Origin of the sequence: Streptomyces sp. NPDC087859 (assembly GCF_044742595.1) — a bacterium.
GTDB lineage: Bacteria > Actinomycetota > Actinomycetes > Streptomycetales > Streptomycetaceae > Streptomyces > Streptomyces canus_F.
On record NZ_JBIUUU010000001.1, the window covers coordinates 650,811 to 673,881 of the forward strand.

Annotated in this window: 26 protein-coding genes and 3 tRNA genes; 6 read left to right on the plus strand and 23 right to left on the minus strand. The window is 70.0% G+C overall.

Going from position 1 to position 23,071, the window contains the following annotated elements:
• Nucleotides 1-3: 3 nt before the first annotated feature.
• The 7 genes from ACIOHP_RS03035 to ACIOHP_RS03065 form a co-directional block, all read right to left on the minus strand.
• Nucleotides 4-1,455, minus strand: a complete 1,452-nt coding sequence (locus ACIOHP_RS03035) for a DHA2 family efflux MFS transporter permease subunit (protein WP_401882768.1) — start codon at nucleotides 1,453-1,455, stop codon at nucleotides 4-6.
• Nucleotides 1,456-1,537: 82 nt separating this feature from the next.
• Complete coding sequence (locus ACIOHP_RS03040; RefSeq protein ID WP_361481137.1) at nucleotides 1,538-2,107, minus strand: TetR/AcrR family transcriptional regulator; 570 nt, start codon at nucleotides 2,105-2,107, stop codon at nucleotides 1,538-1,540.
• A 104-nt stretch (nucleotides 2,108-2,211) separates the two neighbouring features.
• Entirely contained in the window at nucleotides 2,212-2,640 is a 429-nt protein-coding gene (locus ACIOHP_RS03045) for a MaoC family dehydratase (protein WP_361481400.1), read from the minus strand.
• 5 nt (nucleotides 2,641-2,645) lie between these two features.
• Nucleotides 2,646-3,098: a MaoC family dehydratase N-terminal domain-containing protein gene (locus ACIOHP_RS03050; RefSeq protein WP_361557527.1), complete on the minus strand. Its 453-nt coding sequence runs from the start codon at nucleotides 3,096-3,098 to the stop codon at nucleotides 2,646-2,648.
• A 106-nt stretch (nucleotides 3,099-3,204) separates the two neighbouring features.
• Nucleotides 3,205-3,369 carry a 50S ribosomal protein L33 gene (gene rpmG, locus ACIOHP_RS03055; protein WP_003948671.1) on the minus strand — a complete coding sequence of 55 codons (165 nt, stop codon included), beginning with the start codon at nucleotides 3,367-3,369 and terminating at the stop codon, nucleotides 3,205-3,207.
• Between the two features lie 88 nt (nucleotides 3,370-3,457).
• Nucleotides 3,458-3,530, minus strand: a tRNA-Met gene (locus ACIOHP_RS03060).
• 46 nt (nucleotides 3,531-3,576) lie between these two features.
• Nucleotides 3,577-3,649: transfer RNA gene (locus ACIOHP_RS03065), tRNA-Thr, on the minus strand.
• A 304-nt stretch (nucleotides 3,650-3,953) separates the two neighbouring features.
• Between ACIOHP_RS03065 and ACIOHP_RS03070 the strand changes: the two genes are divergently transcribed.
• The 3 genes from ACIOHP_RS03070 (at nucleotide 3,954) to ACIOHP_RS03080 (ending at nucleotide 6,411) form a co-directional block, all read left to right on the plus strand.
• Nucleotides 3,954-5,210: an amidohydrolase family protein gene (locus tag ACIOHP_RS03070; RefSeq protein WP_401882772.1), complete on the plus strand. Its 1,257-nt coding sequence runs from the start codon at nucleotides 3,954-3,956 to the stop codon at nucleotides 5,208-5,210.
• A 161-nt stretch (nucleotides 5,211-5,371) separates the two neighbouring features.
• Entirely contained in the window at nucleotides 5,372-6,028 is a 657-nt protein-coding gene (locus ACIOHP_RS03075; RefSeq protein ID WP_401882775.1) for an NAD(P)H-binding protein, read from the plus strand.
• A gap of 2 nt (nucleotides 6,029-6,030) precedes the next feature.
• Nucleotides 6,031-6,411 carry a nuclear transport factor 2 family protein gene (locus ACIOHP_RS03080; RefSeq protein ID WP_401882777.1) on the plus strand — a complete coding sequence of 127 codons (381 nt, stop codon included), beginning with the start codon at nucleotides 6,031-6,033 and terminating at the stop codon, nucleotides 6,409-6,411.
• A 60-nt stretch (nucleotides 6,412-6,471) separates the two neighbouring features.
• Here ACIOHP_RS03080 and ACIOHP_RS03085 read toward each other — a convergent pair whose 3' ends face one another.
• Complete coding sequence (locus tag ACIOHP_RS03085) at nucleotides 6,472-6,684, minus strand: hypothetical protein (protein WP_307027127.1); 213 nt, start codon at nucleotides 6,682-6,684, stop codon at nucleotides 6,472-6,474.
• 360 nt (nucleotides 6,685-7,044) lie between these two features.
• Nucleotides 7,045-7,374, minus strand: a complete 330-nt coding sequence (locus ACIOHP_RS03090; RefSeq protein ID WP_401882780.1) for a hypothetical protein — start codon at nucleotides 7,372-7,374, stop codon at nucleotides 7,045-7,047.
• A gap of 285 nt (nucleotides 7,375-7,659) precedes the next feature.
• Between ACIOHP_RS03090 and ACIOHP_RS03095 the strand changes: the two genes are divergently transcribed.
• The gene (locus tag ACIOHP_RS03095) at nucleotides 7,660-7,848 is read left to right on the plus strand and encodes a hypothetical protein (protein ID WP_401882783.1); all 189 of its coding nucleotides are present in this window, start codon (nucleotides 7,660-7,662) and stop codon (nucleotides 7,846-7,848) included.
• Between the two features lie 260 nt (nucleotides 7,849-8,108).
• On the opposite strand, the gene ACIOHP_RS03100 is transcribed toward ACIOHP_RS03095, so the two are convergent.
• The 3 genes from ACIOHP_RS03100 to ACIOHP_RS03110 form a co-directional block, all read right to left on the minus strand.
• Complete coding sequence (locus ACIOHP_RS03100; protein ID WP_401882786.1) at nucleotides 8,109-8,333, minus strand: hypothetical protein; 225 nt, start codon at nucleotides 8,331-8,333, stop codon at nucleotides 8,109-8,111.
• A 44-nt stretch (nucleotides 8,334-8,377) separates the two neighbouring features.
• Nucleotides 8,378-8,611, minus strand: coding sequence for a hypothetical protein (locus ACIOHP_RS03105; protein ID WP_401882789.1), 234 nt, complete (start codon nucleotides 8,609-8,611; stop codon nucleotides 8,378-8,380).
• A gap of 362 nt (nucleotides 8,612-8,973) precedes the next feature.
• Nucleotides 8,974-9,055, minus strand: a tRNA-Tyr gene (locus tag ACIOHP_RS03110).
• A 235-nt stretch (nucleotides 9,056-9,290) separates the two neighbouring features.
• Here ACIOHP_RS03110 and ACIOHP_RS03115 point away from each other — a divergent pair.
• The gene (locus ACIOHP_RS03115; RefSeq protein WP_266888997.1) at nucleotides 9,291-9,779 is read left to right on the plus strand and encodes a YajQ family cyclic di-GMP-binding protein; all 489 of its coding nucleotides are present in this window, start codon (nucleotides 9,291-9,293) and stop codon (nucleotides 9,777-9,779) included.
• Nucleotides 9,780-9,886: 107 nt separating this feature from the next.
• Here ACIOHP_RS03115 and ACIOHP_RS03120 read toward each other — a convergent pair whose 3' ends face one another.
• Complete coding sequence (locus ACIOHP_RS03120) at nucleotides 9,887-10,153, minus strand: GlsB/YeaQ/YmgE family stress response membrane protein (protein ID WP_046262857.1); 267 nt, start codon at nucleotides 10,151-10,153, stop codon at nucleotides 9,887-9,889.
• Between the two features lie 190 nt (nucleotides 10,154-10,343).
• Here ACIOHP_RS03120 and ACIOHP_RS03125 point away from each other — a divergent pair, with 190 nt between their 5' ends.
• Nucleotides 10,344-11,594, plus strand: a complete 1,251-nt coding sequence (locus ACIOHP_RS03125) for an APC family permease (protein ID WP_401882794.1) — start codon at nucleotides 10,344-10,346, stop codon at nucleotides 11,592-11,594.
• A 331-nt stretch (nucleotides 11,595-11,925) separates the two neighbouring features.
• On the opposite strand, the gene ACIOHP_RS03130 is transcribed toward ACIOHP_RS03125, so the two are convergent.
• The 10 genes from ACIOHP_RS03130 to ACIOHP_RS03175 all read right to left on the minus strand — a co-directional run bounded on the left by ACIOHP_RS03130 (nucleotide 11,926) and on the right by ACIOHP_RS03175 (nucleotide 22,981).
• Nucleotides 11,926-12,321, minus strand: coding sequence for a YccF domain-containing protein (locus ACIOHP_RS03130; RefSeq protein ID WP_266823342.1), 396 nt, complete (start codon nucleotides 12,319-12,321; stop codon nucleotides 11,926-11,928).
• Nucleotides 12,318-13,181, minus strand: a complete 864-nt coding sequence (gene htpX, locus ACIOHP_RS03135) for a zinc metalloprotease HtpX (RefSeq protein ID WP_361481240.1) — start codon at nucleotides 13,179-13,181, stop codon at nucleotides 12,318-12,320. The genes ACIOHP_RS03130 and htpX overlap by 4 nt, the downstream gene beginning before the upstream one ends.
• Before the next feature lie 185 nt (nucleotides 13,182-13,366).
• A complete protein-coding gene (locus tag ACIOHP_RS03140; RefSeq protein WP_401882799.1) occupies nucleotides 13,367-14,899 on the minus strand; it encodes an NADH-quinone oxidoreductase subunit N in 1,533 nt (510 codons plus the stop codon).
• The gene (locus ACIOHP_RS03145) at nucleotides 14,896-16,470 is read right to left on the minus strand and encodes an NADH-quinone oxidoreductase subunit M (protein ID WP_361481246.1); all 1,575 of its coding nucleotides are present in this window, start codon (nucleotides 16,468-16,470) and stop codon (nucleotides 14,896-14,898) included. The genes ACIOHP_RS03140 and ACIOHP_RS03145 overlap by 4 nt, the downstream gene beginning before the upstream one ends.
• A 6-nt stretch (nucleotides 16,471-16,476) precedes the next feature.
• Nucleotides 16,477-18,471, minus strand: coding sequence for an NADH-quinone oxidoreductase subunit L (locus ACIOHP_RS03150; RefSeq protein ID WP_401882802.1), 1,995 nt, complete (start codon nucleotides 18,469-18,471; stop codon nucleotides 16,477-16,479).
• Entirely contained in the window at nucleotides 18,468-18,851 is a 384-nt protein-coding gene (nuoK, locus tag ACIOHP_RS03155; protein ID WP_046262863.1) for an NADH-quinone oxidoreductase subunit NuoK, read from the minus strand. The genes ACIOHP_RS03150 and nuoK overlap by 4 nt, the downstream gene beginning before the upstream one ends.
• A complete protein-coding gene (locus ACIOHP_RS03160; protein WP_401882806.1) occupies nucleotides 18,851-19,645 on the minus strand; it encodes an NADH-quinone oxidoreductase subunit J in 795 nt (264 codons plus the stop codon). Before ACIOHP_RS03160 ends, nuoK begins: the two co-directional genes overlap by 1 nt.
• Nucleotides 19,642-20,271, minus strand: a complete 630-nt coding sequence (locus tag ACIOHP_RS03165) for a NuoI/complex I 23 kDa subunit family protein (RefSeq protein ID WP_401882809.1) — start codon at nucleotides 20,269-20,271, stop codon at nucleotides 19,642-19,644. The genes ACIOHP_RS03160 and ACIOHP_RS03165 overlap by 4 nt, the downstream gene beginning before the upstream one ends.
• A complete protein-coding gene (locus ACIOHP_RS03170; RefSeq protein ID WP_361481260.1) occupies nucleotides 20,271-21,239 on the minus strand; it encodes a complex I subunit 1 family protein in 969 nt (322 codons plus the stop codon). Before ACIOHP_RS03170 ends, ACIOHP_RS03165 begins: the two co-directional genes overlap by 1 nt.
• Nucleotides 21,236-22,981, minus strand: coding sequence for an NADH-quinone oxidoreductase subunit C (locus ACIOHP_RS03175; RefSeq protein WP_401882811.1), 1,746 nt, complete (start codon nucleotides 22,979-22,981; stop codon nucleotides 21,236-21,238). Before ACIOHP_RS03175 ends, ACIOHP_RS03170 begins: the two co-directional genes overlap by 4 nt.
• Nucleotides 22,982-23,071 lie beyond the last annotated feature (90 nt).

The following is a 23,071-nucleotide window of genomic DNA, read 5'->3' on the forward strand; positions in this document are numbered from 1 at the left end:
AGGTCAGCCGCCGACGCTCTCCAGGACCGGCGCCCGCTCCTCCGTCACCGCACTCGCCGCAACCCGCACGGACCGCCTGGACGGGATCAGCAGAGCCGCGACACCCGCGAGCCCCACCACCGCCGCCCCCGTCACCAGCGCGGGCCGCAGCCCGTCCACGAAGGTCTGTCCCGTCTCGTAGCCACCCTGGGCGGAGAAGATCGACCCCATGATCGCGATACCGAGGGCACCGCCGACCTCGCGAAGAGCGTTGTTCGCACCGGACGCCACACCCTGCTCGGACCCACGCACGCTGGACATGACCAGGTTGGAGGCGGGAGCGAAGAAGAGGGCCATGCCGATGCCGCTGATGATCAGGCCGGGCAGCTGGATCGAGTAGGACGCGTCCACCGTGATGACGTAGGCCAGGTAGCCGAGGCCGGCCGCCTGGAGGAAGAGGCCGGTGGCGACGACCGGCCGGCCGCCTATGCGGTCGGACAGGATGCCCGCGATCGGCGCGACCAGCATCGGCATACCGGTCCACGGCAGCATCCGCAGCCCCGCCTCGGTGGGCGAGTACCCGAGAACCCCCTGCATGTACTGGCTGAGCAGGAAGATCGACCCGAACATGCCGAGGAACATCAGAAGGCTGGCCGCGTTGATGCCGGCGAAGGCCCGGGAGCGGAACAGCCGCATCGGCAGCATGGGGTTCTTGGCACGGGCGCTGTAGAGGACGAAGCCGGCGAGGAGCGCCGTACCGGCGAACAGCGAGGTCAGGACGAGGTTGTCCGTCCAGCCGTCGGCGGGGCCGCGCACCAGGCCGTAGACGATGCCGAAGAGGCCGCCGCTGGCGAGGAGGGTGCCGGGGATGTCGAGGGGCGCGCCGGTGCCGTAGGACTCCGCAAGGCGCAGACGGGCGAGGGGGAGGAGAACGATGCCCAGCGGGACGTTCAGCCAGAAGATCCACTGCCAGGAGATGTGTTCGGTCAGGCTGCCGCCGATGAGGGGCCCGGAGGCCACCGCCAGTCCGTTGACGGCGCCCCAGATGCCGTACGCCATTCCGCGCTTGGCCGCCGGCACGGCTGCCGTCAGGAGGGTGAGGGTCAGCGGCATCATGACGGCCGCGCCCACGCCCTGGACCGCGCGGGCCACGATGAGGCTGTCGATGCCGGGGGCCAGCGCCGCCGCGGCGGACGCCCCGGTGAAGACCGTCAGTCCGGCGAGGAAGAGCCGGCGGCGGCCGAAGCGGTCGCCCAGGGCCGCGCCGAACATCAGCAGGACGGCGAAGGTGAGGGTGTAGGCGCTCACCGTCCACTCCAGGTCGTGCAGTCCGCCGCCGAGGTCCTCGCGGATGGAGGGCAGGGCGGTGGTGACGACGAGGTTGTCGAGGGCCGCCATGAACCCGGCGACGCTGGTGATGACGAGAGCCCAGACGGCTCCCCCACGTGGTGTCTTCTGTACGGCTGCCTGTGACATCGCTCCCCCAGAGCTTTCTGGATAGTTATTGATTACTAACTTTCACGCTCATGAAAAAGGGCGCCGATGACGCCCGTCCCGCTCAGTGCTCCAGCCGGCCCTTGATCCGCGCCGACGGGTACAGCCCTTCCCACACCCGGTGCCCGGGCGGAAACCCCATGGCGACCAGGCAGTTGACCAGCATGCCGTACGCCATGAAGGTCGTCGTGTCGTCGACGTCGGCACCCAGCGGCAGGTGGACCGTGTCCCACAGCCGCATCCAGCCGTCGCGCACCTCCGCGCCGAACTCGTGGTCACCCTCCTGCTCGGCGGCCGCCACCGCGACGTACATCTGCATCTGCATCATCAGTCGCTCCGGCCGCTCCGCGATGACCTTGGTGTACGCGTTCGCCATGGAATGCAGGGCCTCTTCGCCCTCCAGTCCCTCGGCGGCCTCCGCGAACGTGTGGATCGTGTCCTCCATGCACCGCTGGGCGGCCGCCAGGAAGATCGCCTTCTTGCCGGGGAAGAGCCGGAAGAGATACGGCTGCGAGACCCCGACCCGCTTGGCGATCACCTCGGTCGAAGTGCCGTGGTAACCACCGCGGGCGAACTCGATCGTCGCCGCGCGGATCACGCTCTCGCGCCTCTCCTCTGCGCTCATCCTGACCATGTCCAGTAAGTTAGTACTCAATCACTAACTACGTCAAGAGGGTGCGCCGGAGAACGAGTAAGGGGCGCCCCGCCATGGAGAGCGCCCCTTACTTCACCCGCAGGTCAGGCCAGTCGTACGACCGCCCGGGACATCCCCAGCACCTTCTGCCCGGCGCTGGTCGCCGTGAGGTCCACGCGGACCGTGTTGTCGTCGAGCTTGGCCGCGACCTTGCCGCTGACCTCGATGACGGCGCCCTGGTCGTCGTTGGGGACGACGACGGGCTTGGTGAAGCGGACGCCGTACTCGGCGACGGCGGCCGGGTCGCCGGCCCAGTCCGTCACCACGCGGATCGCCTCGGCCATCGTGAACATGCCGTGCGCGATGACGTCCGGAAGCCCGACCTCCTTGGCGAACTTCTCGTTCCAGTGGATCGGATTGAAGTCACCGGAGGCGCCCGCGTACTGGACGAGAGTGGCGCGGCTCACGGGAAAGGTCTGGGCGGGCAGTTCGGTGCCGACCTCGACGTCGTCGTATGCGATCTTCGCCGTCATCTTCGTCACGCTCCCTCTGCCGCGCGCGCGACCAGCTTGGTCCAGGCCGTCACGACGTGCTCGCCGGCCTCGTCGTGAACCTCGCCACGGATGTCCACGATGTCGTTGCCCGCCATGGACTTGATCGCCTCGATGGTCGAGGTGACCGAGAGACGGTCACCGGCGCGGACCGGGCGGCTGTAGGCGAACTTCTGGTCGCCGTGCACGACGCGGCTGTAGTCCAGACCCAGCTGCGGGTCCGCCACGACCTGTCCGGCGGCCTTGAACGTGATGGCGAACACAAAGGTCGGCGGGGCGATCACATCGGGGTGGCCGAGCGCCTTGGCGGCGTCCGGGTCGGTGTACGCCGGGTTGGCGTCCCCCACGGCCTCCGCGAACTCGCGGATCTTCTCCCGGCCCACCTCATAGGGGTCGGTGGGCGGGTAGCTCCGCCCCACGAAGGACTGGTCGAGCGCCATGGGCCCGGCACCTCCTGGTGTCGATAACGAACGTTCGCTGAAGTGAGAGAAACGACGCGAGGCCGCCCCCTGGAGTACAGGGGACGGCCTCGTGTACGAGCCTGATTTATCGCGTTTCGCGGTGCGCGGTGTGCGCGTTGCAACGCGGGCAGTGCTTCTTCATCTCCAGTCGGTCCGGGTTGTTACGCCGGTTCTTCTTGGTGATGTAGTTCCGCTCCTTGCACTCCACGCAGGCCAGCGTGATCTTCGGGCGGACGTCGGTGGCAGCCACAGGAGTGCTCCTTGACGAACGGATGGGACGATTAACGCATGAAAGAGTAGCCGATCGAAGGACCGACCCCGCAATCGGCTACTGTCAGTAGCGGTGACCGGACTTGAACCGGTGACACAGCGATTATGAGCCGCTTGCTCTACCGACTGAGCTACACCGCTGTGATGCGATCGGTTCCCACCTTGCGGCAGGAACCTCTCACACCAGAGCCCCAATACGGAATCGAACCGTAGACCTTCTCCTTACCATGGAGACGCTCTACCGACTGAGCTATTGGGGCGAGCGATGAAGACATTACACGCTCGGCCGCCGTTCACCCAAATCCGTTTCGAGCCCTCGTCCATGGCCCGTCCGCGGCCCGTCCGAAGGGCTGTCCGGCCGCCTGTCGCGCGGCTTGTCGGGCGGCTTCTCCAGGGACCTCCCACCGGCCCCTGAGGCCTCTCCCGTACGACGAACCACACCGGTACGACTATTGCGCTCCTCCCCGCCGCGAGCGGATCACCGCCCTAGGCTCGACTCACTCTGCGTGATCTTGCGTCCCCGTCCGCAGCCCCGAGCCACGAGCCTTGAGCCCCTGGAGCGCGATGCCCGACAGCCAGCCGCAGCCGCCCCCCTCCTCGTCCTCGTCGGGCCCGGCCGACACCGCCTCACTCCTGCTGTGCGGGGCACGGCTGACCGACGGCCGGACCGTGGACGTACGGCTGGGCGACGGACGCATCGAGGCGGTCGGCACGGCGGGCAGCCTGGCGGCGGACGGCACGCGCGCGTGCGGCGCGCGCGTGGACCTCGGCGGCTATCTGCTGCTCCCGGCACCGGTCGAGCCGCACCTCCATGGCGACACGGCCCTGTCGGCCGACGAGGACGGCCCGGTCTCCTACGACCCCCAGGACGTCCAGCGCCGGGCCACCGAGGCGGCCCTGCTGCAACTAGGACACGGGGCGACCGCGCTGCGGGCACACGTACGTGTGGGCGACGTCCAGGGGCTGGGCGCGCTGGCGGCCGTACTGCAGGCGCGGCGGTCGCTGCGCGGGCTCACCGAGCTGACCGCGGTGGCGATGCCGCGGGTACTGACCGGGGTGGCCGGGGCGGAGGGGCTCGCAATGCTGCGGGACGCGGTGAAGATGGGCGCCTCGGTGGTGGGCGGCTGCCCGGATCTCGATCCCGATCCGACGGGGTACGTGCAGGCGGTGCTGGATGTCGCCTCCGAGCAGGGCTGCCCGGTCGATCTGCACACCGACGGCACCGACCCGGCCCGCCTCTCCCGTCTCGCGGCGATGGCGGGCGGACTGCGTCCCGGGGTGACCATCGGCCCGTGCGGCTTCCTGGGCCGGCTGCCCTCCGAGATCGCCTCCCGCACCGCCGACCAGCTCGCCGCGGCCGGGGTGACCGTGGTGTGCCTGCCGCAGGGCGGCTGCGGGGGCGTGGAGCGGCGCGGTACGGCTCCGGTACGGCTGCTGCGGGCGGCCGGGGTACGGGTGGCGGCCGGCAGCGGGGCACTGAGGGACGTGTCGAACCCGGTGGGCCGCGGGGATCCGCTGGAGGCGGCCTACCTGCTGGCCTCTCGGTACGGGCTGCGCCCCGAGGACGCCTACGACGCGGTGAGCACCTCCGCCCGGGCCGTCCTGGGGCTGCCCGAGGTGCGTGTGGAGGCGGGATTTCCGGCCGAGTTGCTTGCGGTGCGCGGGGATCGGCTCGCGGGGGCGCTGTCGCTGGCGTACAGCCGGATCGTCGTGCACCGGGGGCGCGTGGTGGCGCGGACGAGCGCGGTGCGGGAGTTCTGCGACTCGGCGGTGGCGGTGGAGTTGGGGTTGCCGCGGCAGGGGCGGGGGGAGTTGCCGTAGGCGGGTGCGGGTGCGGGTTGAGTGGGGCGGGTGCGGGTGCGGGCGGGTGCCGCCCACACCGACCCAGGGGCGCGACCTACTGCGGGACCAGCCGCGGTGGCGCCGCGCTCGCTCAACAACCGAACTCGGCAATCACAACCGTTCCGGCGTACGGTCGACGCATGCGCATTGTCATCGCTGGTGGTCATGGTCAGATCGCGCTGCGGCTGGAGCGGCTGCTCGCCGCGCGCGGTAACGAGGTCGCGGGAATCATCCGCAAGGCCGAGCAGGGCGACGACCTGCGGGAGGCCGGTGCCGAACCGGTGCTCCTGGATCTGGAGTCGGCCTCGGTCGAGGAGGTCGCGGCCCATCTGCGGGGCGCGGACGCGGCGGTCTTCGCGGCGGGCGCGGGCCCGGGCAGCGGCGCGGCCCGCAAGGACACGGTGGACAAGGGTGCGGCGGTGCTGTTCGCGGACGCGGCGGTCCTGGCCGGCGTACGGCGCCATGTGGTCGTGTCGTCGATGGGCGCCGATGCGAACCACCAGGGCGACGACGTCTTCGACGTCTATCAGCGCGCCAAGGGCGAGGCCGACGACCACGTCCGCGGGCTCGACGCCCTGGACTGGACGATCCTGCGCCCCGGCGCGCTGACGAACGACGCCGGTACGGGTCTCGTACGGCTCGAGGCGCGCACGGGTCGCGGTTCGGTCCCGCGGGACGATGTGGCCGCCGTGGTGGCGGAGTTGCTGGAAACCCCGGCGACGGCCGGACTGACCCTGGAGCTGGTCGCCGGGTCGACGCCGGTGTCGGTGGCGGTGAAGGCCGTGGCCGGGAACTGAGGGTGGCCGCGGAGGGGGTGCCGGCCGCGCAGGAGGAGCTGCTGCGGCGGATGTACGAGGTCTTCTCTACCGACGGTCGGGACGCCCTCATACCGCGCTGTCTGGCCTCGGACGTGGACTGGCCGAACGTCCTGGACGGGGTCCGGTTGCACGGGCGGGCGGCGGTACGGGCGTACTGGGCACGGCAGTTCGCGGCCGGGCACCCCCTCGTACGGCTGGAAGGGCTGCGGCTCGACGGGGACGGTGCGTCGGTGGTGGCGAGCGTGCGACAGGGGATGCGGGACGCGGGCGGGGATCACTGGGCGGACGGGACGGTCGAGCATGTGTACCGGTTCGACGGGGACGGGCTGGTGGCTCGTATGGATGTGCGAGCCGGGTCGTAAGAATCGTCCGCCGACAGTCGTAAAAGCCAAAAGCCAGTCGGACAGCCACCCAGCCGTGCGTCAGAACAGGGGCATCTGGCCCGGGATGTCGGGGACAACATAGCCGTCCAACGACGGTTGGGCCGCGCCCAGTTGGGCCTGGCGACGGGAGCCCGGGCAGGAGGTGAGCGCGCCGTTCTCGCGGGCGCCGGGCGGGTCGTGTCGCGCGAAGCGACCGGCGACGACGGCGATCTCGCGACGGCATTCGGGGCAGTTCCTACGGCGGCTGGACATGTGATCAGTGTGCCCCGCACGGGCCGGTGTTGTGCGTGCCGGACGGGTGGCAGCCGGGGCCTCGGCCTTGAGGGCGACGAGGCGTTCCGCTACCCCTTCCCTGTGCATGGGCAGGCGGGGGTCGGCAAGACGTGGCTGGGCAGACCATGGGACTCCGCCGGACAGGAGTCCGGGGCGGCGACCGCGTACCTCGCCGACGACGTGCGCAGCGTCGTCGGCGAGGCGATGGAGGCGATCAGTACCCGGCTGAAGCGGCAGGGGTCGTCGTTGACGGGGTTCTATGAGCTGCCAGAAATGGGGGCCAGCCACGGTCAACAGGGGTTTCTCGCAGCCGAGTTCTCTGCTCTCCCTCCGCCTCGCTCAGGGCGAGGGTGTAAAGCCGGTAGAGAGGTTCAGGTGGAACGGGGAGCCCGGAGCCGTGGGGGTCCAGCCCTCGCGAAGAGCACGCTGGATGGTCTGGGCAACGTCGGATGGCAGTACGGGCTTGGCATCGCGTCCGAACCAGTTGCTCGGGTGCGGCTGGTTGGTGGTGACCACGAGTGTTGCCCCGGGGACGTCTGCGTGCTCGACCGCGAAGGTGCAGGGTGTCCAGGCCAGGGCCTGGAAGTAGGTCGGCCTGCGTCGCAACCGCCAGCGGTAGGCCGTACCGTCGACGACGATGCGTCGCGATCCCTTGCGGCCCAGTGCCATGGCTCCTCCTCGACTCCGAGAATGCTAGCCAGTCCGGGCCGCCCGGGCTCCTCGGTTTCCGTCTCGTTCAGCCCCGTTCACGGCCGTGACCTGTTCCTCGAGGACCGCGCGCCGAGCTCGCCTCACGGGGTGCAACTCCCAATGAACCCAGGTGAACACTGTGGGGAAGCGTGTGGGTCGGTAGCTGCATACTGCTTCGCCTGTTGGCCGCGGCCCACGTATGGTCGCGCGTCGGGAGTGACTCGCTGGAGGACGGCACGGGGTGGTGCCGGGAACCGGGGGACCGTGAGCAGGAGACGCTACGTCGCCCGGGGCGTGCCGGGTGGTTACCGGATCTGGGACAACCGGGGACGTCGATGGTGGGGCGATTTCTACGAGTTGTGTCCTAACGAACTCTTGGCCGAGCTCAACGGTCAGGCGGACCAAGCACGGATCACTGCGCTGATGAAGCGCTACAGGGCGCAGAAGCGGTAGGTGGCCCCCGGACTGTGGATAGCCCGTAGACATCAAGCGCGTACCACAACCGCTCCAGAACGAGCAGGAATCAGCGGGGAATCACGGGGAAAGCAGCCGAGCCGGTCGGAGCCACGCCTCGACCGTTCGCGCACGTCAGCCAGCTGAACCGGCCTCGATTGATGGCAGCGGCCAAGGCTGAGAGCGCGGCAAGTCAGTGCAGGCCGTGCAGCCGCGTGGCCGCATGGCCCTTGCCTTTGAGGCGTGTCGCCTTCAACGTGTCAGCTGCTCGACTCCGGGCCCCAGCACTCGGGCCCTCCTCCCCGCCAGTCGATCCACGGTGACTCGGCCACCTCTGCCGGGTCCATCTCCAACCCTGCTCGACGGAGGAACTCCGCGACGTCGACCATGTTGTGGGCCAACCCGAGGATCTCGCCGTCCACGCGCACGCGCCGGCCGCCCGTGGGCGAGGGCGGATGCACAACCACGCGAATCGGTCCGGGCATACCTTCAGGATCATCCGAGCCCTGCGGGCCCTCATTCCATGACGTCATTGGTGAAGCCGCTCGCTCACGTCCCCATCCGCCCGTCCCAGTTCACGCAACTCACACCAACCCGCGGGGCCTTGACTCCGACGCTGCCAGTAGCGATGGAAGAACAGCTGGGTCGACAGCCGGTAGAGGCTCCGGCGCAGCTCGGTACTGCCGGGCCGCTCGGCGAGCTGTCGATAGGTAGCACTCCACTCCTGCTGGGCCTGGACGAGGTCGTCTGGGAACGGTCGCATACCCAAATTCAATCATGTGTTCGATTTATTAGGCCAGCAAGGGGATCGCATTCGGTGGCTCGGCGATGCGCCTGAGCGTGCGGCGCCGCGAGTCGCGGACTGGCGCGACGGGTGCGGCATCAGGGCATCGGGCTCGAGCAGTTGCCCCTCGATGACGTGACCTCAAGCTCCGGCCACCCGCACCACCTCACCGGCGAAGCCGGTCCGCGCATGGTCCGAAATCCCTGACCGGCCCGGGGATCCACGCCTCGCCGCGTGAGACCAGTCACGTAGTTTCGATTCGACTCGAAAGATCGTCCCGGAACATGAAGAGACCCCCTCCGAACCGCGTTTCCGCAGTTCGGAGGGGGTCTACCTTCATGTGGCGGCGCCAGGATTCGAACCTGGGAAGGCTGAGCCGGCAGATTTACAGTCTGCTCCCTTTGGCCGCTCGGGCACACCGCCGGGGTTCGCTGCCCTTCGAACCGTCTTTCGGCGGCGCTCTGTGGCAACGACGTAAACAATACCCGATGTGGAGGGGTGCTTCGCCACCCGATTGATCAGCGCTCCGGGGGCGTGGGGTGGCTAGGCTTGTCCGGGTGCGGCCCGGGGACTGTACCGGGCTCGGCGGCTGCCCACTACGCGGACACGCACCCGACACGCACCCCGATACGCCCCCCGATACAAGGAGCCACAGGACATGGCCGACTCCAGTTTCGACATCGTCTCGAAGGTCGAGCGGCAGGAGGTCGACAACGCCCTCAACCAGACCGCCAAGGAGATCTCCCAGCGCTACGACTTCAAGGGCGTGGGTGCCTCGATCTCGTGGTCCGGCGAGAAGATCCTCATGGAGGCGAACTCCGAGGACCGGGTGAACGCTGTCCTCGACGTCTTCCAGTCCAAGCTGATCAAGCGCGGGATCTCGCTGAAGGCGCTGGACGCCGGTGAGCCGCAGCTGTCCGGCAAGGAGTACAAGATCTTCGCGTCCATCGAGGAGGGCATCTCCCAGGAGAACGCGAAGAAGGTGGCGAAGATCATCCGTGACGAGGGTCCGAAGGGTGTGAAGGCTCAGGTCCAGGGCGACGAGCTGCGTGTCAGTTCGAAGAGCCGGGACGACCTGCAGACCATCATCTCCCTGCTGAAGGGCAAGGACCTCGACTTCGCCGTCCAGTTCGTGAACTACCGGTGAGCGACGCCTGATTCGGTCGCGCATGAAAGCGCGTGGAACTACGAGAAAGGGTGGGCACCTGGCCGGTGCCCACCCTTCCCGCCTGCTGGCTGCGGTTCGGGGTGTGCTCAGTTGCGCGAGTTGCCGAACAGGATGCGGTAGCCGATCAGGAGGACGAGTGAGCCTCCGATCGCGGCCGCCCAGGTGGTGCCGTCGTAGAAGTTCTTGGTGACCGGGTGGTCCAGCCAGCGGGCCGATATCCAGCCGCCGATGAACGCGCCCGTGATGCCGATGAGGGTCGTGCCGATGAAGCCGCCCGGGTCGCGGCCCGGCAGCAGGAACTTGGCGATGGCCCCGGCCAGAAGTCCCAGGATGATCCAACCGATGATGCTCATGCCCTGAACCTGCCCTTCCGCACTGTGCCCGCACTGTCCCGGCGCTGTGATTCTGGTCCCGTCCGGCTGTGCGCTCACAGGTTGTGCGTGGTGCGTTCGTCGCCTGGCGACGGCACTTGTTCGTGCCGCGTTACTGAACAGGACGTCACGGATGCACCAGGCGGTTGCACTGATCAGTAGGGTGCGGCGCATGGCACCCTCCAGTTCCCCCTCCGAGCTGCGACGCACCCTGGGCGTGGGGGACGCCGTGGTCATCGGGCTCGGCTCCATGGTCGGGGCCGGCATCTTCGCCGCCCTGGCACCCGCGGCCCGCGCGGCCGGGTCCGGGCTACTGCTCGGGCTCGCGGTCGCCGCCGTGGTCGCCTACTGCAACGCCACGTCGTCGGCACGGCTGGCCGCGCTCTATCCCGCCTCCGGCGGCACGTATGTGTACGGGCGCGAGCGGCTCGGTCCGTTCTGGGGTTATCTGGCGGGCTGGTCGTTCGTGGTCGGGAAGACGGCCTCCTGTGCGGCGATGGCGCTCACCGTGGGCGCGTACGTCTGGCCGGAGCAGGCGCACGCCGTGGCGGTCGCGGCCGTGGTGGCGCTGACCGCGGTGAACTACGGCGGGGTCCAGAAGTCCGCCTGGCTGACGCGGGGAATCGTGGCAGTCGTGCTGGCTGTCCTTGCCTCCGTGGTGGTCGTGTGTCTGGGATCCGGGACGTCCGAGGCCGGACGGCTGGACAGCGGGGCCTCAGGTGGCCTGGGTGGGGTGCTGCAGGCCGCCGGTCTGTTGTTCTTCGCGTTCGCCGGGTACGCCCGGATCGCGACGCTCGGGGAAGAGGTACGGGATCCCGCGCGCACCATCCCGCGTGCGATCCCGCTGGCTCTGGGCATCGCACTGGGCGTGTACGCGTGTGTGGCGGTGGCCGTCCTTTCTGTGCTGGGAGCGGAGGAGCTGGGTCGGGCGGGCGCACCGCTGGCCGACGCGGTCCGTGCCGCAGGGGTGCCGGGGCTGGTGCCGGTTGTGCGGGTGGGTGCTGCCGTGGCGGCGCTGGGCTCATTGCTCGCGCTGATCCTGGGTGTCTCTCGGACGACGCTGGCCATGGCCCGTGACCGTCATCTGCCCGGCGCTCTGGCGGAAGTGCATCCGCGGTTCCAGGTGCCGCACCGGGCGGAGCTGGCCGTGGGCGCGGTGGTCGCGGTTCTTGCCGCCACGGTGGATGTGCGGGGCGCGATCGGGTTCTCCTCCTTCGGTGTGCTGGCGTACTACGCCGTGGCCAACGCCTCGGCCTGGACTCTGGGTTCCGCTGCGACGGCACGGGTGGTGCCGGCGGTGGGGCTCCTCGGGTGCCTGGTGCTGGCGTTCGCGCTGCCGGGGGTTTCGGTGGCCGTGGGCGCGGGTGTGCTTGTGGTGGGTGTGGTGGCGTATGGCGTACGGCGGTGGATGACGGCGCGGTGAAGCGGCGTACGCCGACGGACGAGGCGACCGCCCTTGCCGGGACAGCACATGGCTCCCCTGTGCGCCAAGTGCCCGTCAGGCCGCGTGTATACGGATGCCGGGCCCAGCGAACTGCTGGGCGGATATGCCCGCAGGCCAAACGCCGGTGTGGTGAGGGAACTCGTGGGAAGCGCGGGCCCACGGGCGGACGTTATGAATCCCGGCATTCCCCTGTGCCCGCAACTGCTCGTTCGCGGTCATGAGTTCATGATGCGGGCCGCCACTGACATTCGGGCGGCCCTGTGGACAACCGTCGGGCTGTGGAAAACCCTGTGCGGTACCGGCACTCGGCCTACCAGCGTGAGGAGAACGGCTGGTCGGTCGACACGATCTCGCGGCCCAGCGGCAGCAGCGAGACCGGGATCAGCTTGAAGTTGGCGATGCCGAACGGGATACCGATGATCGTGACGCACAGGGCGATGCCGGTGACGATGTGGGCCAGGGCCAGCCACCAGCCTGCGAGGACCAGCCACAGGACGTTGCCGACGCAGGAAGGGGCGCCGGCGTCACGGCGTTCGACCGTCGTGTACCCGAAGGGCCACAAGGCGTAGACGCCGATGCGGAAAGCGGCAATGCCGAAGGGGATGCCGATGATCGTGATGCACAGCAGCACACCGGCCAGCAGATAGCCGAGGAACAGCCAGAAGCCGCTCAGGACGAGCCAAATGACGTTCAGAATGGTTTTCACTGGTGGCGACCTGCCATCTTCTCAAGGCGGGCAATGCGGTCCGCCATCGGCGGGTGCGTGGAGAACATCTTCGAGAATCCCTGGCCCGGACGGAAGGGGTTCGCGATCATCATGTGGCTCGCGGTCTCGATACGCGGCTCCGGGGGCAACGGAAGCTGCTTGGTGCCCATCTCGAGCTTGCGCAGCGCGCTGGCCAGGGCCAGCGGGTCGCCGGTCAGCTGGGCGCCGGACGCGTCGGCCTCGTACTCCCGGGAGCGGCTGATGGCCAGCTGGATGACGCTCGCGGCGAGCGGGCCCAGAATCATGATGAGCAGCATGCCGAGGATGCCGGGGCCGTCGTCGTCATTGGAGCGCCCGATGGGGATCAGCCAGGCGAAGTTGACCAGGAACATGATCACGGAGGCGAGGGCTCCGGCCACGGAAGAGATCAGGATGTCGCGGTTGTAGACATGGCTGAGCTCGTGGCCGATGACCCCGCGCAGTTCGCGCTCGTCGAGGATGCGCAGAATGCCATCCGTGCAGCAGACGGCGGCGTTGCGCGGGTTGCGGCCCGTCGCGAAGGCGTTCGGGGCTTCCGTCGGGGAGATGTACAGGCGCGGCATGGGTTGGCGGGCCTGGGTGGAGAGTTCGCGGACCATGCGGTAGAGCGCAGGGGCCTCGAACTCGCTGACCGGGCGGGCGCGCATCGCGCGTAGCGCCAACTTGTCGCTGTTCCAGTACGCGTACGCGTTGGTCCCCAGGGCGATCAGTACCGCGACCACGAGCCCCATACGGCCGAAGAAACTGCCGATGACGATGATGAGTGCGGACAGTCCCCCGAGGAGTACTGCGGTCCTGAGCCCGTTGTGCCGGCGGTGCACGGTACGCCCTCCAAATCGTGCAGCAGGGGAACCCTTTGCGTGCTGATCTGCGGTCCTTCTGGTGTCACCACCAGTGGACCCTCCTGTTCTTGTCAACGCCAGGCGAGAGCAGCGAGTTCCCTTGTGCATGCGGAGGCGGGCGTGGGCCGTCCGGGTGAGGGCTCGGAAGTTGTCCGGCCGTGGGCTCAGAAGAGTCCGGTGTCGGTGAAGCGCAGGATCAGCTGGGGAGCGCCCGACAGGGCGATTCCGAGGACGCCGGTGAGGGCGATGGCCGCGGTGAGCGGGACCGGGATCCGGTGCCGTGCGGGTTCGCCTTCCGGGGCGCGGAACAGCAGGGCCGTCCACTGGAGGTAGTAGAACAGCGCGATCACGACGTTGGCGGCCATGACCACGGCGAGCCAGCCGAGGCCCGCGTCGACGGCCGCGGAGAAGACGGTGACCTTCGCGAAGAGGCCGATGATGCCCGGTGGCAGTCCGGCCAGGCAGAGCAGGAAGAACGCCAGGAGGAGGGCGGCCAGGGGGTTCGAGGCGTACAGGCCGCGGTAGTCGGTGAGGCGGTTGAGGGCTCTCGTACGGCCGACCAGGGCGGCCACCGCGAAGGCACCGAGGTTCACGGCGGCGTACATGAGGGCGTAGGCGACGGTGGAGCCGACGGAGCGCTCGGCGTCGTCGGAGTACGCGGCGGCGGCGATCGGCACGAGGAGGTAGCCGGCTTGGCCGACGGAGGACCAGGCGAGCAGCCGTACGGCGCTGTACGCGCGCGTGGCCTGCTGCCGGAGGGCGCCCACGTTGCCGACGGTCATGGTGAGGGCGGCCAGTGCCGCGAGCGCCGGGCCCCAGACGTCGGCGTACGACGGGAGGGCGACGACCGTGACGAGGATCAGGCCCGAGAAGCCGACCGCTTTGCCGACGACCGACAAGTAGGCGGCGATGGGGAGCGGCGCCCCTACGTAGGTGTCCGGGACCCAGAAGTGGAAGGGGACGGCGGCCGTCTTGAAGGCGAAGCCGACGAGGGTGAGGACGACGCCGGTCTGGGCGAGGGTGTGGAGCTGGCCGTCGACGTTCTGGATGCGGTCGGCGATCTGGGTCAGGTAGAGGGTGCCCGTGGAGGCGTACACGAAGCTGATGCCCATGAGGCTGACCGCGGTCGCGGTGACCGAGGAGAGGAAGAACTTCAGGGCCGCTTCGGAGGACTTGCGGTCGCCGTGGCGCAGGCCGACGAGGGCGAAGGCCGGCAGGGAGGCGACCTCCAGGGCGACGATCAGGGTCGCCAGGTCGCGCGAGGCGGGCAGGAGGGCGGCGCCGGCGGCGGAGGAGAGCAGCAGGAACCAGTACTCCCCTTCGGGGAGTCCTTTGTCGGCGTCCTTGAGGGCGGTGACGGACAGGAGCGCTGCCAGCAACGCTCCCCCGAACACCAGGAGCTGCAGGACGAGGGTGAAGCGGTCCGCGGTGTAGCTGCAGACGTCGGGAGCGCCGGTCAGGCAGAAGGTGGCGCGGTCGCCGTCCAGGAGGGGCAGCAGCATCGCCGTGGAGGCGGCGAGACCCGCGACGGCCAGCCAGCCGAGCAGCGCCTTCTTGTTGTCGCCCACGAAGAGGTCCGCGACGAGGACGACGAGGCCGACGACCGCCGCGATGGTGGGCGGTGCGATGGCGAGCCAGTCCACGGACTGGACGAGGTTCGCGGCCATCGGCTGGGCCATGGAGGCCAGGGAGCTCATCGGGTGCCTCCTGCGAGCAGCTGCTGTACGGCCGGGTCGGTCAGACCGAGGAGGGCCTTCGGCCATAGGCCGGCCACGACGGTGAGGGCGACGAGCGGCGTCCAGGCCGCGAACTCGTACGTGTGGACGTCGGCGAGTTTCGGGGCGTCCTGCGGTACGGCGCCCATGCAGACGCGGCGGACCACGACGAGGAGGTAGGCGGCCGTGAGGAGGGTGCCGAAGGCCGCGATCGCCATGAACGTGAGGAACGCCGGGCGGCTGAGGCCCTCTGCGGGGTCGAACGCACCGAACAGCGCCAGCATCTCGCCCCAGAACCCGGCGAGGCCCGGCAGTCCGAGGGAGGCGACCGCGGCGAACGCGAGCAGGCCGCCGAGACGCGGGGCCTTGCCGTACAGCGCGGCGCCGGTCTGCTCGGCGAGGGCGTCGAGGTCGGTGCTGCCCGTACGGTCCTTCAGCGCGCCGACCAGGAAGAACAGGAGGCCGGTGATGAGGCCGTGGGCGATGTTGGCGAACAGGGCGCCGTTCACACCGGTCGGGGTCATCGTGGCGATGCCGAGCAGGACGAAGCCCATGTGGCCGACGGACGAGTAGGCGATGAGGCGCTTGAGGTCGCCCTTCGCGCCCTGCTTGGCGAGGGCGAGGCAGGCCAGGGATCCGTAGATGATGCCGACGACGGCGAAGGCGGCGAGGTAGGGCGCGAAGTCGCGGAAACCGTCCGGTGCGATGGGGAGGAGGATCCGGACGAACCCGTACGTACCCATCTTCAGCATGACGCCGGCCAGCAGGACCGAGCCGACGGTCGGCGCGGCGGTGTGGGCGTCGGGCAGCCAGCTGTGCAGCGGCCACATCGGGGTCTTCACCGCGAGCCCGATGCCGATCGCCAGAACCGCGATGACCTGCACGGATGAGGTGAGGGACCGGCCGTTGTCAGTGGCGAGTGCCACCATGTCGAATGTGCCCGCCTTGATCCCGATCAGGAGCAGGCCGAGCAGCATGACGACCGAACCGAGCAGCGTGTAGAGGATGAACCGCCAGGCGGCCTGGGTCCTGCCCTCGCCGCCCCAGCGGGCGATGAGGAAGTACATCGGGATGAGCACCATCTCGAACGCGAGGAAGAACAGCAGCAGATCGAGGACGGCGAAAGTCGCGAGCGTGCCGGACTCGAGGACGAGCAGCAGCGCGACGAATGCCTTCGGGGTCGGGCCCGCGGGCATCTTGAAGTACGAGTAGAGCGCGCAGAGGAAGGTCAGCAGCGCGGTCAGGACCAGAAGGGGGAGGGAGATGCCGTCGATGCCGAGGTGGATCCGCACGTCGAGTGCGGGGATCCAGCTGATGTCGGTCGTGGCCTGCATCTTCGACGGGTGGTCGTGGTCGAAGCCGAGCGCGAGGACGATCGCGGCGATGAGGATCACGCCGGTCACGGTCACGCCGTGCCGCAGCGCCGCCTGCTCGGGCGACTTCCCCTTCAGTCCCGGCGGGGCCGGCAGGAGAGCGGCGACCGCGCCGAGAAGCGGACCGACGACGAGGAACGCCAGGAGGAACTGCATCACGGACTCGTTGATATCGATCACGCCTGCTCACGCTCCCGTGGCGACGAGGACGGCGGCGACCACCAGGACGACGGTGCCGGCGAGCAGCGCGCTCACATAGGTCTGCACATTTCCGGTCTGGGCACGCCGTACGGCCGTGCCCAGCAGTCGGGGTAGAGCGCCCGCACCGCGTACGTAGGTCTCGACGACCTCGCGGTCGAGGAATCGGACGAGGGTGGCACCGGCCTGGACCGGGCGGACGAAGAGGGCCGAGTACACGGCGTCGAGGTGGAAGCCGACCGCCGCGTGCCGATGCAGCGGGCCGAGCAGGAGGCGGCCCGGGTCCGAGGGATCGGGTGCGTAGGCCACGTCTCCGTACGCGGGCTCGTGGCTGGCGATGGCCTCGGCCTCGACGCGTCCGGCGTCACCGTCCGGGTGGGCGGCGACCGCGCCCAGCGGGACGCGGTCGGCGAGCACGGTGGTGTGCCGCCAGGCTGCGTAGGTGACGATGCCGCCGACCAGGGCGACGCCGGTGCCGACGACGGACGTGGTGAGGGTCGGGGTGAGGTCGTTGCCGTCGAACCAGTCCGGGAGCACGCGGTAGGCGAATGCGCCGACGGCGAGGGACGGGATCGCGAGAACCCACAGGACCGTGGTCATGGTGAGCGGCTGGCGGCCGTGGTCGGGGGCCTCCACACCCCGGCCGTGGAAGGCCAGCAGCCACAGGCGCGTCGCGTACGCCGCGGTGAGCAGGGCCGTGAGCAGGCCGGCGACGAGGACGACCCAGCCGGCGGCGCCGGGGACGTGCTCGGTGTGGCCGGTGGCGACGTGCTCGGCGGCGCCGAGGACGGACTCCTTGGAGAAGAAGCCACTGAAGGGCGGGATCGCGGCGAGCGCGAGGAGCGCCACGGTCATCGTCCAGAAGGCGTCCGGCACGCGGTCGCGGAGGTGGCCCATGCGGGACATGGCAGCCAGCGAGTTGGTGCCGGCGGCGTGGATGATCACGCCGGCCGCGAGGAACAGCAGCGCCTTGAAGGCGCCGTGCGACAGGAGGTGGAAGACGGCGGCACCGCGATCACCGACGGCGAGGGCGCCGGTCATGTAGCCGAGCTGGCCGATCGTCGAGTAGGCGAGGACGCGCTTGATGTCGTCCTGGGCGAGTGCGGCGAGCGCCGAGCCGACCATCGTGACGGCGGCCATCACGGCGAGGACCGCCATCGCGGCCCGCGAGGCCTCGAAGACCGGGAGGAGACGGGCGATGAAGTAGACACCGGCGGCGACCATGGTCGCGGCGTGGATGAGCGCGGAGACGGGCGTCGGGCCCGCCATCGCGTCCGGGAGCCAGGTGTGCAGCGGGAACTGCGCCGACTTTCCGGCCACGCCCGCCAGGAGCAGCAGGGCGATCAGGGTCGGGTGGTCGAGCCCGCCGTGCGCGACGGCGCCGAGGACCTTCGTGATGCGGAAGGAGCCGGCGTCGGTGGCGAGTGCGAACAGGCCGATCAGAAACGGGACATCGCCGAGCTTGGTGACCAGGAAGGCCTTGATGGAGGCGGCGCGGGCCTCCGGGGTCTCCCAGTAGTGGCCGACCAGGAAGTACGAGCAGATGCCCATGATCTCCCAGCCCACCAGCAGCACCATCAGGTCGCCGGAGTAGACGACGAGGAGCATCGCGGCGGTGAAGAGGGAGACGAGGGCGGCATAGGAGGGGTAGCGCGGGTCGTCGCGCAGGTAGCCCGTCGAGTAGATCTGCACGCAGGTGGCGACGAGGCCGACGAGTACGGCGACCAGGGCGGCGAAGCCGTCGATGTGCAGGGCGAGTTCGATGGGGATCGAGCCGGTGGGCGTGAGCTCGGTGGCGGCGTTCACGGCCTCGTCGCCGCCCTGTCGTACGGCGACCACGGCGGCCAGTACGAGGGAGGTGAGCGCCGGCAGGACGGCGAGCGGGCGGACGAAGCCGGGCGCCGTGCGGCCCAGGAGCAGGCCGGCGACCGCGCCGAGGAATGGAAGGAGGGGGACGAGGACGGCGAGGGTGGTGGTGGTCACGCGGTGGCCTCAGCCTTCTCGGCCGCGGGGGCGTCGGAGTCGTCGGCGTGGTCGGGCTCGTGGCCCTCGGCGGTGTCGCGGAGTCTGTCGATGTCCGAGGTGCCGCGGTTGCGGTGCACGGCGAGGACGATCGCCAGGCCGATGCCGATCTCGGCGGCGGCGATGGCGATGGTGAACAGGGTCAGGGCCTGGCCGGAGTGGAGGGTCTCCTCGGCGGTCCTGCTGAGCCAGACGTCGAAGGCGACCAGGTTGAGGTTGACGGCGTTGAGCATCAGCTCGACCGACATCAGGACCAGGATCGCGTTGCGGCGCGCGAGGACGCCGTACAGGCCGGTGCAGAACAGGAGGGCGGAGAGTACGGCGGGATAGGCGAGGTGCATCAGCGGGCGCCTTCCTGCTCGGCCGGGGTGCCGGGCTCGGCCGGAGTGGTGCGCTCGGCGGGGGCGTGGGGCTCGGGCGGTTCGGTTCGCTCGACCGGCCTGTTTCGCCCGATCGGGTGATTACGGGAATTCGGGGCGGATGGGGAACTACCGGTCGCGGGCCGGGAGTTCACAGGGGGAGAGCTCGACTCCGCCTTCGCCTTGCGGGACAGGACGATCGCGCCGACCAGTGCGGCGAGGAGGAGGACGGAGAGGGCCTCGAAGGGGAGGACCCAGTTCTGGAAGAGGCTCGCTCCTGTCGCCTCGGTGGAGCCGGCGGCCGGGCCGTCCAGGTCGATCCAGGTCGCGCGGAAAGCGTCGACGACGACCCACACCAGGGCGGCGGCCGAGGCGACGGCGACCGTGAGGGCCGCCCAGCGGTTGCCGGAGTCGGCATCCGGGGAACGGCCGATGGGGGCCCTGGTGAGCATCAGACCGAAGAGGAGGAGTACGACGACGGAACCTACGTAGATGAGGACCTGCACCCAGGCGATGAACTCCGCGGTGAGCAGGAGGTATTCGACGGCGAGACCGCCGAGGGTCACCACCAGCCACAGGGCGGCGTGTACCAGCTGCCGGGTGGTGACGGTGACGAGGGCGGCCCCGAAGGTGACCAGGCCGACGAGGAGGAAGGCGATCTCGACGCCGGTCGGCGAGAGGAACCCGTGGGTTTCGGTGGCGGCGGCGATGACGGTGGCGTGAGCTTTGGCCAGCGTGGCGTGGGCCGTCGTGGCGGTGGCTGCGGCGAGGGTCATGACGCACCTCCCCCGGGTGCGGTCGGACCGGTCGACGGACCGGTCGATGGCTCTGGCCGGGGCTCGGTCGGTTCGGCCTGGGCCGCTGCCAGTTTCTCGGCGGTCTTGCGGGCGGCCGCGATCTCCTTCGGTTCCTCGGCCGCGGGGTCGAGGGCCGGCGGGGCCGGGACGGTCCACATCCACTCACGGAGCTTGTCGCGTTCGTGGGTGAGTTCGCGGATGTCGGTCTCGGCGTACTCGAACTCCGGGGACCAGAACAGGGCGTCGAAAGGACAGACCTCGATGCAGATACCGCAGTACATGCACAGGGAGAAGTCGATGGCGAAGCGGTCGAGGACGTTGCGGCTGCGCTCACGGCCACCGGGGGCGGCAGCCGGGACCGTCTCCTTGTGGGAGTCGATGTAGATGCACCAGTCCGGGCACTCCCGGGCGCACAGCATGCAGACCGTGCAGTTCTCCTCGAACAGGCCGATGACACCGCGGGTGCGGGGCGGGAGGTCGGGCTGAACGTCGGGGTACTGCTCGGTGACGGTCTTCTTCGTCATCGTCCGCAGGGTGACGGCCAGGCCCTTGGCGAGGCCGGCGCCGGGAAACCGCGACCGGGTGGGCGGGAGCGACTCGGCCATCAGGAGATCACCACCTTGACGATGCCGGTGAGGGCGATCTGAGCGAGAGAAAGGGGGACGAGGAGGGTCCAGGCGAGCTTCTGGAGCTGGTCCTCGCGCAGGCGGGGATAGGTCACACGCAGCCAGATGACGAGGAAGGCGAGGATCGCGGCCTTCAGCAGGGTCCAGACCCAGCCCAGGCCGTCGGCGCCCCACGGGCCGTGCCAGCCGCCCAGGAAGAGGACGGTGGTCAGGCCGCACAGGACGACGATCCCGGCGTACTCGGCGAGCAGGAACAGAGCGAAGCGGAGGCCGGTGTACTCGGTGTACGCACCGAAGATGATCTCCGAGTCGGCGACCGGCATGTCGAAGGGCGGGCGCTGGAGTTCGGCGAGGCCGGCGATGAAGAAGACGATCGCGCCGACGATCTGCCAGGGCAGCCACCACCACTCGAAGGCGTCGACGATGCCGGGGAGGGAGACCGTGCCGGCCGCCATGGCGACGGAGGCGGCGGTCAGGAGCATCGGGAGTTCGTAGGCGAGGAGTTGGGCGGCGGTGCGGAGACCGCCGAGGAGGGAGAACTTGTTGGCGCTGGCCCAGCCGGCCATGAGTGAGCCGAGGACGCCTACGCCCATGACGGCCAGGACGAAGAAGACGCCGGCGTCGACGACCTCGCCGACGGCGCCCTCGCCGGGGCCGATGGGGATGGCGAGGAGGACCAGGAGGTAGGGCAGGAGGGCGACTGCGGGGGCGAGTTGGAAGATACGGCGGTCCGCGCCCGCGGGTACGACGTCTTCCTTCTGTACGAACTTGACGCCGTCCGCGACGAGTTGGGCCCAGCCGTGGAAGCCGCCGGCGTACATGGGGCCGAGGCGACCCTGCATGTGAGCCATGACCTTGTGTTCGGTCTGGCCGACGATCAGGGGGAAGGTGAGGAAGACGACGAAGACGATCAGGAGTCGCAGGGCGACGTCGAGAGCGTCGTTCACTGCGGGCCTCCTGCGGGGTTTTCGGGAGTTGCGGGGTCTTCGGGCGCTTCAGGGGCTTCGGGCTTTACGGAGGTTCCCGGGGGTTCTTCTGGAGTGGGGGCCACGGTGGGCGGGGTCTCCGGCTCAGCCTTCGACTCCGGGTGCGGCTTGGCCACCGGCTCCCGCCCAGAATCCGGCTCCGGCTCAGAACCCGGCTCAGAATCCGACTCGGGCTCCGGCTCGGGCGTCTGCCGCGACTGAGTCACACGCTCGGACTCCCGGTGCAGCCCGGCCTTCGGGCGCGGTTCGGCCTCTGGTCGAGGCTGCGGCTCCGTGCGCGGTTCGGGCCCGGTGGACGGTTCGGCCCCCGTGCGCGGCTCGGTCTCCCGCTGGGGCTGCGTTCCGGGCTCGGGTCGGGTCTCGGGCTCGGGCTCGGGCTCCGGGAGCGGTTTGGCCTCGGGCTTTTGGTCGGTTTCCGGTTCGTCGAAGGCCGGGCGGGCGTGATGCCACGGGGCGTCGGGGCTGCGGGGGGCCGTGGCGGGCTTCGGGGGTGTGGCCTCGGTCGGGGCGGGCGTTGACGGGTCGTCGGGCGTGGCCCGTTGGGTCGCGGAGCCGTCTGACGCGCTGCGGGACCGGCGTGGGCCGGAGGGGGTGGTGTCCGGTCCGGGGCGCTGGGACGCCGAGCCCTCGCTCGCGCTCCGCACACGACGCGGTCCGGCCGGCGTGCCGGTGCCCGACGGGGCGTCGACGGTACCCGGGGCCGGAGGCTCGGCGGTCGCGGCGGTCTGGCTGGCGGAACCCTCCGCGGCAGTACGAGCGCGACGCGGCCCGGCCGCCGTACCCGAAGGCCCGGGCGTCTCCGACTGGCTTGCCGAGCCGTCAGCTGCCGTTCCCTCGGCCTGACTCGCCGAGTCTTCCGGCGCCGTACCGGCGCCACGTGGCCCGGTCGTCGGCGCACCCGACGACGAGGGCGTCTCCGTCTGGCTCGCTGAACCCTCCGACGCAGTGCGGGAACGGCGCGGCGCGGCAGCCGGGGTCGCGGCCTCCTCCGCCTGACTCGCCGAACCCGCAGCCGCGGTGCGAGCGCGACGTACCGGGCGTTCGCCGGCCGCTCGGGCCGGGCGTTCTCCCGCTGCCCCGGTTCCCGTCGCGCGGGCTCCGGCGGCTCGGGCGGGGCGGGTCGGGGCTGGGGGGAGCTGGCCTTTCAGGGGGCCCCATTCGTTCGGGTCAGGGACGCCTGGGGGGAGCATCTGGCGGCGTTTGGGGCCGCCATGGTCGGACTCGCCCGGTTCCTTGGCGCCGGGCCAGGCCTTGGCGACCCGGGCTGCCAGGACGAAGTCCTTGCGCAGGGGGTGGCCTTCGAAGTTCTCGGGGAGGAGGAGGTGGTCCAGGGCGGGGTGACCCTCGAAGACGACGCCGAACATTTCGTGCGTCTCGCGTTCGTGCCAGGCCGCGCCCGCGAACACGTCCACGGCGCTGGGCAGGGTCGGGGACTCGTGCGGGACGGTGGTGCGCAGCAGCAGGCGGCGTACCGGCGACAGGGCCGCGAGGTGTACGGCGACGCGGAAGCCCGTGCCCGGTTCGTCGACCGCGCTCAGCCAGTCGAAGTATGTGCAGCCCAGTTCGTCGCGTGCCGTCTCCAGCGCCGTGATCCAGGACGCCGGCGGCACGTCCACCGTCAGGACCTCGTACGACTCCTCGGCCGTGGCCTCCGCGCCGAAGAGTTCCTCGGCGGGGGCGGGCAGCCAGCCGACCGCGGTCATCGTTCCTCCCGGGACGCCGGGCCGTCGGATGAACCGGAAGCCGAACCCGAGGCGCGATCGGGCGTCGCGCCCGAGGCCGGATCAGAAGCC

Coding starts and splice junctions, on each gene's coding strand:
- ACIOHP_RS03035 (WP_401882768.1), bottom strand. CDS start 1,455: ATGTCACAGGCAGCCGTACAGAAGACACCACGTGGGGGAGCCGTCTGG.
- ACIOHP_RS03040 (WP_361481137.1), bottom strand. CDS start 2,107: ATGGTCAGGATGAGCGCAGAGGAGAGGCGCGAGAGCGTGATCCGCGCG.
- ACIOHP_RS03045 (WP_361481400.1), bottom strand. CDS start 2,640: ATGACGGCGAAGATCGCATACGACGACGTCGAGGTCGGCACCGAACTG.
- ACIOHP_RS03050 (WP_361557527.1), bottom strand. CDS start 3,098: ATGGCGCTCGACCAGTCCTTCGTGGGGCGGAGCTACCCGCCCACCGAC.
- ACIOHP_RS03070 (WP_401882772.1), top strand. CDS start 3,954: ATGCCCGACAGCCAGCCGCAGCCGCCCCCCTCCTCGTCCTCGTCGGGC.
- ACIOHP_RS03075 (WP_401882775.1), top strand. CDS start 5,372: ATGCGCATTGTCATCGCTGGTGGTCATGGTCAGATCGCGCTGCGGCTG.
- ACIOHP_RS03085 (WP_307027127.1), bottom strand. CDS start 6,684: ATGTCCAGCCGCCGTAGGAACTGCCCCGAATGCCGTCGCGAGATCGCC.
- ACIOHP_RS03090 (WP_401882780.1), bottom strand. CDS start 7,374: ATGGCACTGGGCCGCAAGGGATCGCGACGCATCGTCGTCGACGGTACG.
- ACIOHP_RS03100 (WP_401882786.1), bottom strand. CDS start 8,333: ATGCCCGGACCGATTCGCGTGGTTGTGCATCCGCCCTCGCCCACGGGC.
- ACIOHP_RS03105 (WP_401882789.1), bottom strand. CDS start 8,611: ATGCGACCGTTCCCAGACGACCTCGTCCAGGCCCAGCAGGAGTGGAGT.
- ACIOHP_RS03115 (WP_266888997.1), top strand. CDS start 9,291: ATGGCCGACTCCAGTTTCGACATCGTCTCGAAGGTCGAGCGGCAGGAG.
- ACIOHP_RS03120 (WP_046262857.1), bottom strand. CDS start 10,153: ATGAGCATCATCGGTTGGATCATCCTGGGACTTCTGGCCGGGGCCATC.
- ACIOHP_RS03125 (WP_401882794.1), top strand. CDS start 10,344: ATGGCACCCTCCAGTTCCCCCTCCGAGCTGCGACGCACCCTGGGCGTG.
- ACIOHP_RS03140 (WP_401882799.1), bottom strand. CDS start 14,899: ATGAGCTCCCTGGCCTCCATGGCCCAGCCGATGGCCGCGAACCTCGTC.
- nuoK (WP_046262863.1), bottom strand. CDS start 18,851: ATGCACCTCGCCTATCCCGCCGTACTCTCCGCCCTCCTGTTCTGCACC.
- ACIOHP_RS03160 (WP_401882806.1), bottom strand. CDS start 19,645: ATGACCCTCGCCGCAGCCACCGCCACGACGGCCCACGCCACGCTGGCC.
- ACIOHP_RS03165 (WP_401882809.1), bottom strand. CDS start 20,271: ATGGCCGAGTCGCTCCCGCCCACCCGGTCGCGGTTTCCCGGCGCCGGC.
- ACIOHP_RS03175 (WP_401882811.1), bottom strand. CDS start 22,981: ATGACCGCGGTCGGCTGGCTGCCCGCCCCCGCCGAGGAACTCTTCGGC.